The following is an 11983-nucleotide window of genomic DNA, read 5'->3' as shown; positions in this document are numbered from 1 at the left end:
GAGTGTAACTATCTTCCCTCACTTACACCTATATTTGCAAAGGTGAGATGCTCCCGTTTACATCCACCGTATAAGCGCCCGTATACAGGGTATGGAGTAGCTTAAGTAGTCCAAGGCTCGCGGGATTTAAATAGCACTAGGCGACTGGAAGTCGAGACTTAGATAGTTTTAGGTAAGTTTAATAGAGCGGCAACATCCGTTTTAAATCTTGTAAAACTGCGGCAGCTGATTGATAGCGATCGCTAAAATGATAGCAAACCATTTTATCTAAAATTGCCGCCAATTCTTCGCTGACTGGCATTGTTTGCCGCCACATCACATTCCCCGTTTCTGGATCTGGATGGAGTTCTTGCGGTAGTATCCCAGTTATGGCTTGAATACCAATCATTCCTAAAGCGTAAATGTCACTACAGATGCGAGGATGACCGGCAAATTGTTCTGGAGGCGCATAACCCCGCGTCCCGATGGCTACTGTGGCTAATTCGGTTTGCTCGCTACTCGACGGTTGCATCAATTTGACTGCACCAAAATCAATCAATACCAGCCGATTATCTTGAGCGCATCTAATAATATTAGTCGGTTTGATATCACGATGAATCACTCGATGTTGGTGAACAAATTCTAGAACCTCTAAAACTTGTTTGAACATCTCTATTACAAATAATTCGCTTTGCACATCCTGCACAGGTGGTAATTCTTCACTTAAAGTATGTCCTTCGATATATTGTTGAATTAAATAGAATTCTTGGTCATCTTCAAAATAAGCCAGTAGTTCGGGAATCTGATGATGTTTACCCAAAGATTCTAATATTTCAGCTTCACTATTAAACAACCTGCGAGCAACTTGCAAAAATCGTGTATCTTGACGGGCTGGCATTAACTTTTTAACTACACAAGTAGGATTCCCCGGTCGTTGAGTATCCTGTGCTAAATAAGTGCGACCAAATCCACCTGCACCAAGAACTTGAGAAATTTTGTAGCGTCCACCCAAAAGCAAATCACCTGATTTTCTTTCTGGTGAATCAACTGGGGGAGGAAAATCAAGAGACGAATCGGGAATTGCTGTTTTGTCTTCTAAGAGTACATTTAATTGTGCGATCGCTTCTTGTTGTTTTTCAACTTGCAGAATAATCACCTGAGTTTGTCGCTGGTTTTGGTAGCTAGTATAAGCAATCACACAGATACTACTAACAACCAAAGTCAGAGCAGAGGGAACTAAAGGCACCCATCCAGCTTGCAAAAACAAAGCAACGCAGATTCCCACTAACCCAAGTAGAGTTGTCCCTGCCACCACTAGCAACAGCAACGGATTTTGCCACCGCCATCCGATAATTCCCCCTAAAAGCGACCAACCCCACATCCAAATAAGTTCCACCCAGTCGGGCCAATACCAAATTAGCGATCGCCCATCCAACACTGTACTGATGAGTTGACTTGCTATCTGTGCATGAATAAACAGAGCAGGCATTTTAGCTGGCTGATCCGGCAAAGTGCTGTAGGGTGTATAGAAACCACCAGGAGGGAGATTAGCCGCCGTAGTGCCAATAATTACAAGGCGGTCTTTAACTAAATTGGGGTTGACTCGGCCACTAAGAACATCTCTTAGGGTTACTTGATCGGCGAGGCTGTTGGGGTGACGGTAATTTAATAATATTTGATAGCCATCTGTATCCAGATGTTGATAGCTACCGGAATTAGGTTGTAAACGCGGGAAGAGGGTTTTACCTAACTGTAATTCTTTTTTATTAGTAAACTGGTATTCAATACCTTGTTTTTCTAGATAATTAATTGCTATTAGCGCCCCAAATGCAAATGATGTTGTACATTTATTGTCTGTAGAGTAAGCAAATAACAAACTACGGCGGAGAATTTGGTCGTTTTCATTGTCAGAAACGACATCGCTAAACCCAACATTATCTATAGGAAAATTAGTCGGCGGTGGAATTTCATCTCTACCCAAACTGCTGAACAAACAAGTGCTGACAATGTTATCTTGATTTGGGAAATTAGTTGCCAAATTGTTGTCTTCTGGTTGGAAAAGATATAAACCAACAATTCGCGGTTGATAAGACTCAATTTTTTTTAATAGCTGATTGATTGTCCGATCTGATAGAGTCCATTTCTCTCGTTTGAGATCGTCGTCAGTGATTGTTACTAGCAAAATCCGCCGATCGGGTGCTTGTGCTGGACGCGATCGCAACATTTCATCATAAACTCTTAACTCCCAAGACTGTAACCACTTGAGTTCCCGAACTCCCCAGATAAAGGCGGTGACTCCCACACTGGTAACTAAAATAATTTGCAACCAGCTTTTGTTCTTGGACGTTTCACGCGAATCCTGAACTTTGACAAAAGGGACACAGAGTTTTTTTAATAGTCCACTAATCACAGCGTTGCGGCGGTAGCCTGAATTGGGTAGATGTTGCAGGCGCAAAAGTTAATTTTCGGACTCCAGGTTAAAAGCTAATTAACCTGAGCTTCTCTATTAATGTAGCAATTTACTTGCTGGTGAGAAACCTTGGCGTATTCCTACTCTTAAAGCAAGCTGACGAGCAGCATCAACCATAGAAATAAGCGATGTCTACGACAGGCTATTCCGGGTCGCGCAATGGCGCTAATCATCTGTTTGAGATGTTTGAGCATCTTCAACAGCACTGGCAATAGTGAAAGAAATAGGATTAGTAGATGGTGTTAGTGAATCTAACCGGGGTTGTTCGAGCGATGCTTCGATGCTTGGATCGTCAAAATAGGAGCCAATGATTTTATCATAGTTAGAAGCAACAGCTAAAAAAGCACCACCTAAAATATAGATAGGTAATGGCAGATTAAATTCTTGCAACCAGTCAAACAATTCCGCCAAGGCAAACAGTACTAAAAAGCAAGCGAGCCAAACTTTCATATTTTCTATTTCCTAGATTGAAACAACTCTATTAATAGCTTAAATAGCTTGCATGATAGTTGATGTAGTACATAACTATCAACTTACAACCTTTATAACCATAGATAGGTGCAGTCACAGTCATAGCATCTGCTATATTGCAATATCTTGTAGGGAAATAAAATATATTTAGCTTATGCCTGCAATCCAACAGCCAAGCATTGCACTGTTAGTTCGTGAGACTCGGCAGTGTCTCAAACTATCACAGATAAAACTGGCAACGATTTTAGGGGTTTCATTCCACACTGTAAACCGATGGGAGAACGGCCGAACACGACCTTCGCCACTCGCTATGAAACAAATTGAAAGGTTATTATACCAGATGGGAGAACCCGGTGAGGCACTTTTAACGAAATATTTTTAATAATGGCAAATGTGACACCAGTAGTATCGTAGGTGAAGAACTACTACCCTATTCGTGATAAATTAACCCCAAGTAAGTACTTGCAGCCTGATTTCACAAGCATTTTGCCAAACCATTAGAGCCAGGTAAATTAGTAGAAGCGATCGCTAACTTAATAGCTGAATAAACCTGCCTCTATGTGATTATTGTTGCTTTAGACTTTAAGTGTGCGATGCTTCCTAAAAGGGTTGCTCTGGTGTACACAGAGATGTGTGTACACCGAAGAGAAGGGTTGGAAGAGAAGTCCTTCCAAAATTATTGAATTGGTGTTCTAAACCTCATCTATGTTGAAACCCAGAGTTTTTTAAAAGATATATTTATGTATGTTGGGTGGAGTGAAACGTAACCCAACATTATCACCTTATTTATGTTGGGTTACGCTATCGCTGCACCCAACATACAAAACTACGGTTCTCAAGGTAGACGAGGTTTAGGTATCATATCTGATTAGTTTCTATTTTTCACTGATTAGTGTTGGTGGAGTAATAGCTGCATATTCTTTGGATGTCAGCAGTGCTTCCTGAACATCAATCTTTTTGGGCAAGATTTTTTCGTTATAAAATAAATCAGCAACACTTTGTTGAGCTTTCATCAATTCTGGAGTAATTCCTTTTAATCGATAATTAGCGCGTCCAGAAATTATTTCTTGAATGGGTAAATCAATTTTAAGTACAGGTGCTATAAGTTTGGCTACTTCTTGACGATTTGCTTCTGCCCATTGACCATTTTTATCAATTTCTTCCAAGATAATCCGAAGTAATTCGGGATTTTCCTTAGCGAACTCCCGTGTTCCTACATAGTATCCGCCTGGAGTACCGATATTTGTCCCATCTCTCAGCACCCGCGCACCGTGGAGTTTTTCTACCAAAGCTAAATGAGGATCGCCAGTTACCCAAACTGGAATAGTGCCCTGAATAAATGCACCACGGGCTTCGACATTGGGCATACTCAATACTTGAATATCACTATATTTCAAGCCCACTTCTTTTAAGGCTTGGATGATAAAATAGTGGGAAGCAGAACCTTTTTGAAAGACTACTTTTTGTCCTTTGATTTGCGCTAAACTCTTAATAGGAGAACCTTTAGGAACTACAATGGCACTCCCTTTGCCGGAAGTAGCAGTAATTCGTCTACCAGCAAGATAGACAATTCTTGCACCAGCAGCTTGTGCAAAAATAGGAGGAGTTTCTCCAACTAAACCAACATCAATTTTCCCAACATTCATCGCTTCCATGAGTTGCGGCCCTTGGGCAAATTGTGCCCACTCAACTTTGACACCCAAAGGTTCCAAACGTTTTTCTAAAATTCCTGTCACTCTCACTAAATCACCAGAACTTTGATAACCCATTCGTAGAACTTTGGTTTTAAAAGTAATGGTTTTTGTCGCTGCTGGATCTGCTTTTGGTTCGGTTGCATTATTTGCATTGTCACTGGGAGATGTACAACTAATTAATGTGGTAGATAAAGCTAAAAAACCAGGCATTACAAACAATGCCAATCTTCTGATAATTGTTGATGTTTTTATTACAGTATTGCTTAACATTTTACAACTCCAGGCTAAATTAATCTCTGCTCTCAGGAAAAGACAAATTTTTAAATGATTATGTTTAAGCTTTCTAAAGTTAATAATTTTCTATTTGGATTTAATTGATTCTGGTGTAAAAGCCGCATATTCTTCTGGAGTTAATACACCATCTCTAACATTAACCTTCTTTGGCAAGAGTCCTTGGCTGTACCACAAATCAGCAATTTGTTGTTGTTTATTGACAACCTGTTCGGTAATTGGTCGCAATCCATAAACTGATTTAGCTTGAATTTTCTTCAAGGTAGGAACATCAATACCAACATCACGAGAAACAAGTTCTGCTAATTTATCGGGATTCTTTTTAGACCACTCATCTGCTTTTGTAAGCTCCTCTAGGAAAATTTTGAGAACTTCAGGATGTTCTTTCGCAAATTTACGCGAGGTAGAATAAAAGCTCCCTAAATCCTGGAGTCCTTGCCCATCTATTAATACACGACCAATATTTTTTTGTACGGCTCTTGTAATATATGGTTCCCAAGTTACCCAAACATCAAGTCCACCCTGACTAAAAGCAACATTTGCATCTGGAGGTGGTAAGAAAATAGATTTAACATCAGTGAGTTTTAGCTTATCTTTTTGTAGTGCTTTCAGCAAAACATAGTGAGCAATAGAAGCTTTTTGAAATGAGACTTTTTTGCCTTTAAAGTCAGCAACACTTTTAATGGGAGAGTTTTTTGGCACGAGAAAAGAAACTCCTTTACCATTAAATGCTGTAGTCACTACATAGACGAGTGGTGTACCTGCGGCTTGGGCAAATATGGGCGGTGATTCGGCTGTAGCTGCAATATCAAGAGAACCTGCATTTAATGCTTCTAAAGCTTGTGGCCCAGCAGCAAACTCTAACCACTTGACAGTAAAATTCTTCGCTGCCAAACTTTTTTCTAGAGTTCCCTGTTTCCTCATAACTGCAAGAGAACCAAGCTTAGAAGAAACAACTCTCACTTCTTGCTTTTGTCGAGTACTAGAAACTGATTTGCTTTGAGCTTGTGTACTAATTTGAGATAGTTCGTTTTGAGTAGTTTTATTTTCTTGGCTGCAACCAACTATACTCATTGGTATTGTGAGAGAGCAAGCAGCTACAAGCAAAGAGAGATAGTTAAGCTCAATTTTATATTTAGCTTCTGCTTTGATAGTTAGGCTTTTATTAGATATCAGATTTACTGTCGGGAAAAAAGGCTTTAAATTCTCTATTTTCGATTTTATCGGCTTGTTAATAGATATATGCAATTGCTGAAAATCTTTAAAAAATGCCATAAAACTCTATTGTCTCCTTCAATAGAAAACTTTTTACTGTAAGAGGATGTTTGAAAAGTTCTTAGTGATGTATCAAATTCTTTTAGATCCCCCTTTTTAACGGGGACTTTGATTCGGTTCCCCCCTTTTCTAAGGGGGGTTAGGGGGGATCAATAAATTCCTAAAATCACAGCCAACTACTTTTCAAACAACCTCTAATGTTGTGTTTAACCAAATTGGTTATTAAATACAGTTAATATCTCAATACGATTCAGTTAAGGTTAGCGCTCTTTACGAACCGCAGAGACGCAGAGTACACAGAGAGAATAAAGAGAAGGAAAAAATTGCTTGACTGAACTGTATTGGTTTATATCTTATCGGATTTGGTCTTTGAATAAAGTGTTAATAAACACAAGTAAGAAAAGCTTATTTAATATTCTTGTTAAAACTAGTAAGTTTCAGAATAAAAGCAGATTTATATATAGATTTATTATGATAAATTGGGTGTTTTTTATGTCTAGTTTAGGAACGAGGGTGGATGACTACCACCCTATCCTTAAAAGCAGATTTTAGGTTTTAAAAGCTTTATAACTGTCTAAATAATAAAACCTAAAAAGGACGACTACCTGCAAGACTGACTCGTTTCAAAACCCGTCGCTCATTTGGATTAAATGCTTGACGGTAGTGCAAAGTAGCTTGATTATCCCAGTAGACAATATCACCTACATACCACTTGTGTTGGTAGTAGAATTTGGGTTGATTTAGATGCTGACGCAACTGTTCAATCAGTTTAGCTCCTTCTTCTGGCTCTAACCCGACAATTTCCACTTCTGTAGCGGCATCTAAGTAAAGATGCTTTTTACCACTCTCTGGATGTGTCCTAACTAAAGGATGGGGAAAAACAGGACTTATTAAAGGAATATTCTTATCTAAACGATATAAAGGGCGCGGTGCATTCCGGTCTTGTAAGAATGGGTTGTAGGTAATTAGCTGTAAATCTGCAATCCGTTCTTTGGTGATTTCATCTAACGCCTCATAGGCCAAATTTGTATTTAACCAATAAGTATTTCCACCTTGAGAAGGTATTTCCAAAGCATAAAGAAGCGAACCACTAGATGGGGTAGAAGTCCATTTGTGGTCAGAATGGAAAGTTAGTTCTCCAGTACCGGTATAGCCGCCATCGACATTGGAAATTGGAATCACCACCGGAGTTTCTCCTGGTTTAGAAGCCAATACTGGAGTTTCATCAGATGGTACAAAGAGTGCGCCAAAGTATAGAGCAAAATTCAAAAGCTGTTCATCAGAGAGCTTTTGGTCTTTGAAGATCAAGATATGGCGATCGCGCAAAGCTTGCTTAAGTTGTAATATAACTTCAGGTGCGATCGCTTGACTGGCATCAATATCGGTAACTATCGCTCCCAAAGGAGCATCGATAGGACTTATTTTAACCTTTGTCAAAGTCGAGGTAGGCATAATATTCTCCTGTGTTTTAATTTCTTCTTGGGTATAACTACTTATTAGCTAATACATCTGAAGGAGTAATTTTGGCGTACTCTTCAGGCGTTAAAAAGCCATCTCTAACATTCACCTTTTTGGGGATAAGTCCGAGGCTGTACCACTTATCTGCAACTTCTTGTTGTTTGGTAATAGTTTTCTCAGTAATTGGTAGCAGCCCATAATCATATTTATTATGCATTATTTCTAGAGTCGGTGGATTTAGCTGAGTTACAGGAGCAAGCAGTTGTGCTACTTCTTTAGGATGATCCTTAGTCCAGATTTCTGACTTTTCTAACTCCTCTAAAAACACTTTGATTACATCAGGATGAGCCTGATAAAACTGGCGCGAGGTTGAGTAAAAGTTTCCAGTATCCCGCAACTTACCGCCATCTGCTAAAACACGAGCTATTTTATTTTGTACATTTCTGGTACCGAATGGCTCCCAGATATACCAAGCATCTACCTTATTTTGACTGAATGCCGCATTTGCATCTGCTGGGGTTAAAAAAACTGATTGGACATCGCTCAGTTTCAACCCCGCATCTTCTAATGCTTTAACTAATAAGTAGTGGCCAATGGAAGCTTTCTGAAAAGCTACTTTTTTGCCCTTCAAATCGCCAACACTTTTAATTGGAGAGTTTACAGGAACTAAAAGTGAAATAGATTTACCACTAGGACGTGTAGTAGCTAGATAAACAAGGGGCGCTCCTGCTGCTTGTGAAAATACAGGAGGCGATTCGGCTGTAGATGCAATATCCAATCCATTTGCATTCAGGGCTTCTAGCTGTTGTGGCCCAGCCGCAAACTCAGCCCACTGTACTTTAAAACCCAGAGGCTCTAATCGCTTTTCTAAGGAACCCTGCTTTTCTAAAACCGCTAAAGCGGAAAGTTGTTTTGAACGTACAATCCGTACTACTTGTTTCTCGGTTGACTTCTCTGTAGTGTTAGATGAAACTACTGACTCAGGGGAAACTGCTGACTGTTGAGCGTTATTTTTTGCTTCACTACAACTTGATAGAGCCGTCGATAGCATTAAGCAGTAGCCCAGAGAAAATAACAAAGAACGACGTGTTGTTATTGGGCTTTTTCTGAATTCAAACTTTCCTTTTAAAACTGGCATGGGTTGTTTTCTTGATTCCCTCTATGTGGTTAGAAAAATGATGATTAATTGCAATATAAAGAACGAAAATGTTTTTTGAAATCTCCAATTAGTAGATGTTTTTATAGCTTCAAAAACTTTAATTATGAAGTTAGGGAAGAGAGTGGGTATTACCCACCCCGCAAAGACTCGAGGAACTGAAACTTTAATAGTTAGGAGGTAAAAATTTAGGAAGTGGAGTGAGAAAGGCTCACTCCAGTGTCGTGCTAGTGGAAGATTGAAATTTTTGAATGAAACTCTGTTTTGTCAACGTTCAATTTTGCTAGTGCTTCCAAGCGACTAGGATTGTAGCCTTGAGTTATTCTGTAAAATTTTAGTTGAGTCATATCAATTAGTGACCAATGACTAATGACAGTTATTTCTTAGCCGCTAGATATTCGTTTGCGGTTTTCTCAACACCTGTACCCTTGAAGAAGTCTTGATTGAGACTGGTGTACAACTCCAAAGGATGGATTGAGAGGAAGTAACGGAGGTCTTCTTCTGTAATGATTTCGTTTTCTGCCATTGAGTAGGCGTTGGCTGTAACGGCGGTGATATCAGGCACATCCCAGTGACCGGAATCGGAACCTAAGAAGGCTTTAACTCTGTCGCCAAAGGGATTAGCTGCACGATTAAAAGCTTGAGATACACGGGTATCATCTGATTCTGTACCGAAGTAGAAATGATTCAAGAAGCGATCGCGCACATCTTCTGGTTTCTCTATTCCTGCTAGTTCAAATTCGTCGAGTTCGCCTGGATTTTCTGGAGCTAATAGTTGATGGTGGAATCCTAAACCGTTACCAATTCTATCTAAGCGTCCATCTACCAGTTCGCCACCGTAGCGAGTATATAACTCTACTAATGCTTCTTTGTCGATAATATCAGGGTTGTTATTTGATAACAAGTGTTGTTTGTTGCGGGTTTCCCAGTGCCAAATAATATCAGCGTATAGACTTGCACCCCAGGCTGAACCACCTTCTAAGAAAGCAAACTTTAATTGCGGGAAGCGGCGAGTAACTCCACCAAAGAACAGCGATTTGCATAATGCTTCTGCTGCAAAGGCAAAGTGATTAATGTGATTGTATTGGGCGTTGGTGACAGAACGCTGAGTTGTCCAACCTTGGCTAGAAGCGTGAGTTGTCGGTACAACTTTCAGTTCTACGCACTTAGCCCAGAATGAATCGTAATCATACTCACTATCTAAGCCAAAGTTATCAATCCAAACCACTTCGTTAGCTACTTCTTTGCCATACTTCTCAAAGGCAGGAATTGGACGACGGACGTAACCGGGAATTTGAATTGCTTTGAGTCCTAAAACATTCACTGCATATTCCAACTCTTCAATCCCTTCTTCGGGAGTGTGCAAGGGAATTGCCGCAATGGGTGTTAAGCGATCGCTATAAGGGCGGAAAATATCAGCATGGTAGGTATTAACTGCCCGACAAACAGCCTGCCGCATTTCTTCGTTGCCGATATTCGGAGCCATCGTTGCCAAATTGGGGTACACAACGGCAAAGTCTGTACCTGCTTCTTCCAAACGCTCATGCAGCAACTTGGGCAAGCTAATAGTAGCCAAATTCAAAGTATTTTTTGTGGGACGACCCCACCAGTTAGGGCGATTGGTGCGATAAGCAAAACGTTCTTCCCAACTTTGTTTGTACCACTTAAAGCGTGAAGATCCTGGTAAATTTTCTTTGAAACGTTCGACAAGTTCAGTTCCACCAACTTGTTCTAAATAATCCAAAACTGCTGGTTCAAATTCCTGGGTATGTACATCGGTGTCAATGATCGGATAACCAAGTTTTTCCCGAATTTGAGCAGACCTGGTTTTTTGTGGGCGGTCTAGAGCGATCGTCATGATAACCTCCTAATTTGAGTCATAAGTGGTGAGTAAAGACGCGATTAATTGCGTCTGTACAAGAGTATTGAGTTATAAATTACGAATTACTCGATCGTGGAAAGTAGAAATCTGTTGCATAAAAAAGAGTGAGCCGAGAATACAGAAACTCGCACCAAGGATGATACTATTGACAGCACCGATGCGGCTTGCCAGTGCGCCAGCTATCAAGTTACCTATAGGTACTGCGCCTGTAGATGCCATAACGTAAAGACCTGTGATTTGACCACGATTTTCATCGCTCACCAATAACTGAAGTAGAGTTCGTCCAGCAATTATCTGCAAAATAAAGCCGAAACCAGCCGCCAAAAGCGATAGGAACGAAAGCCAGAACACATGGGATAGGGCAAAGACAATCAGGCTCACTCCCATAAAAGCTATGCCCAGTACCAAAACTTTACCTAATCCATTTACATTTCCTTGCCTAGTTAAATAGATACCACCAGCTAAGGTTCCTAAACTAGAAGCTGTCATCAAGAAACCAAAGGTGTTAGGCCCGCCTTGTAAAATCTCCTTAGCAAAAATCGGCCCCAAAGCTAAGTAAAATCCCCAGACGCAGCAGACTAAAGACGAACCAATCAAGATAGAGCGAATTGGCAAAAACCCTATGGCGTAGTTCAAGCTAGTTCTCAATTCTTCTAGAGGTTTGCGTGTAGAAATGACAGCTTTTTTGAGATCGAGCCTTATTGCTAAAAGAGCAATAATTACAGCAATGTAACTGATACTATCGACAAGGAAACACAACCCTGAACCTACAGCCGCAATCAACAAACCTGCGATCGCCTGGCCCAGCATACTGGTGACACTCACAAGGGAAGAGTACAAGGCAAAGCCATTACCGAGATTTTCCTTACTGACTGTTTCCGGTAGAAAGGCTTGTCGAGTTGGAATATCGAAGGCGTTGATTATCCCCTGCAACACACCAAGAAACGCAATGTACCAGATGTTAATCGTACCGCTTAGTGCTAGCCACGTTAGAGCTAAAGACCGCAGCATTCCCAAAATTTGGGCGATAAGGAGAATATGGTGACGCTTGGAGCGATCAGCGATGATTCCACCCAGAGGAATTAAAAGCAATGTGGGAATTTGGCTGGCAAAACCAACTACACCCAATAATAAAGCAGAATCAGTAAGGCGATATACCAGCCAGCTAGTAGCTACCTGGGTCATTGACGTACCAATCAGAGAAATTGCTTGACCTGTGTAGAACAGTTTAAAATTTCTAGAATCAAAAGCACGGAGCATGACTTGTGATCTTTTGGTGTCTGTCGCCATACATCATCCCTTAGTTA

General features: G+C 40.4%; 9 protein-coding genes. 1 reads left to right on the top strand and 8 read right to left on the bottom strand.

Annotated elements, in window-relative coordinates; all coding sequences use genetic code 11:
* Nucleotides 1-178 precede the first annotated feature (178 nt).
* The gene (locus HWQ36_RS28675) at nt 179-2389 is read right to left on the bottom strand and encodes a CHASE2 domain-containing serine/threonine-protein kinase (protein ID WP_292709159.1); all 2211 of its coding nucleotides are present in this window, start codon (nt 2387-2389) and stop codon (nt 179-181) included.
* Nucleotides 2390-2614: 225 nt separating this feature from the next.
* Entirely contained in the window at nt 2615-2899 is a 285-nt protein-coding gene (locus tag HWQ36_RS28670; RefSeq protein ID WP_292709155.1) for a hypothetical protein, read from the bottom strand.
* 175 nt (nt 2900-3074) lie between these two features.
* Between HWQ36_RS28670 and HWQ36_RS28665 the strand changes: the two genes are divergently transcribed.
* Nucleotides 3075-3302, top strand: a complete 228-nt coding sequence (locus HWQ36_RS28665; protein WP_292709153.1) for a helix-turn-helix transcriptional regulator — start codon at nt 3075-3077, stop codon at nt 3300-3302.
* 493 nt (nt 3303-3795) lie between these two features.
* Here HWQ36_RS28665 and HWQ36_RS28660 read toward each other — a convergent pair whose 3' ends face one another.
* The 6 genes from HWQ36_RS28660 to HWQ36_RS28635 all read right to left on the bottom strand — a co-directional run bounded on the left by HWQ36_RS28660 (nt 3796) and on the right by HWQ36_RS28635 (nt 11966).
* Nucleotides 3796-4884, bottom strand: coding sequence for a sulfonate ABC transporter substrate-binding protein (locus HWQ36_RS28660; RefSeq protein ID WP_292709151.1), 1089 nt, complete (start codon nt 4882-4884; stop codon nt 3796-3798).
* 90 nt (nt 4885-4974) lie between these two features.
* Nucleotides 4975-6180, bottom strand: a complete 1206-nt coding sequence (locus HWQ36_RS28655) for an aliphatic sulfonate ABC transporter substrate-binding protein (RefSeq protein ID WP_292709149.1) — start codon at nt 6178-6180, stop codon at nt 4975-4977.
* Nucleotides 6181-6768: 588 nt separating this feature from the next.
* Nucleotides 6769-7632 (bottom strand): TauD/TfdA family dioxygenase, encoded by an 864-nt coding sequence (locus HWQ36_RS28650; RefSeq protein WP_292709147.1) that lies wholly within the window; start codon nt 7630-7632, stop codon nt 6769-6771.
* Nucleotides 7633-7669: 37 nt separating this feature from the next.
* On the bottom strand, nt 7670-8776 hold the full coding sequence (locus HWQ36_RS28645; RefSeq protein ID WP_292709145.1) for an aliphatic sulfonate ABC transporter substrate-binding protein: 1107 nt from the start codon (nt 8774-8776) through the stop codon (nt 7670-7672).
* Nucleotides 8777-9170: 394 nt separating this feature from the next.
* Nucleotides 9171-10652, bottom strand: a complete 1482-nt coding sequence (locus HWQ36_RS28640) for an amidohydrolase family protein (protein WP_292709143.1) — start codon at nt 10650-10652, stop codon at nt 9171-9173.
* Between the two features lie 72 nt (nt 10653-10724).
* Nucleotides 10725-11966, bottom strand: coding sequence for an MFS transporter (locus HWQ36_RS28635; RefSeq protein ID WP_292709141.1), 1242 nt, complete (start codon nt 11964-11966; stop codon nt 10725-10727).
* Between the last annotated feature and the right edge of the window lie 17 nt (nt 11967-11983).

The organism is Nostoc sp. NMS2, assembly GCF_017115105.1.
Taxonomy (GTDB): Bacteria; Cyanobacteriota; Cyanobacteriia; order Cyanobacteriales; family Nostocaceae; genus Nostoc.
This window is presented reverse-complemented; position numbering and strand designations above follow the sequence as displayed.

Excerpts from the sequence above, each read along its gene's own strand:
- HWQ36_RS28640 (WP_292709143.1), bottom strand. The coding sequence starts at position 10,652 with ATGACGATCGCTCTAGACCGCCCACAAAAAACCAGGTCTGCTCAAATT.
- HWQ36_RS28645 (WP_292709145.1), bottom strand. The coding sequence starts at position 8,776 with ATGCCAGTTTTAAAAGGAAAGTTTGAATTCAGAAAAAGCCCAATAACA.
- HWQ36_RS28635 (WP_292709141.1), bottom strand. The coding sequence starts at position 11,966 with ATGGCGACAGACACCAAAAGATCACAAGTCATGCTCCGTGCTTTTGAT.
- HWQ36_RS28660 (WP_292709151.1), bottom strand. The coding sequence starts at position 4,884 with ATGTTAAGCAATACTGTAATAAAAACATCAACAATTATCAGAAGATTG.
- HWQ36_RS28670 (WP_292709155.1), bottom strand. The coding sequence starts at position 2,899 with ATGAAAGTTTGGCTCGCTTGCTTTTTAGTACTGTTTGCCTTGGCGGAA.
- HWQ36_RS28650 (WP_292709147.1), bottom strand. The coding sequence starts at position 7,632 with ATGCCTACCTCGACTTTGACAAAGGTTAAAATAAGTCCTATCGATGCT.
- HWQ36_RS28655 (WP_292709149.1), bottom strand. The coding sequence starts at position 6,180 with ATGGCATTTTTTAAAGATTTTCAGCAATTGCATATATCTATTAACAAG.
- HWQ36_RS28665 (WP_292709153.1), top strand. The coding sequence starts at position 3,075 with ATGCCTGCAATCCAACAGCCAAGCATTGCACTGTTAGTTCGTGAGACT.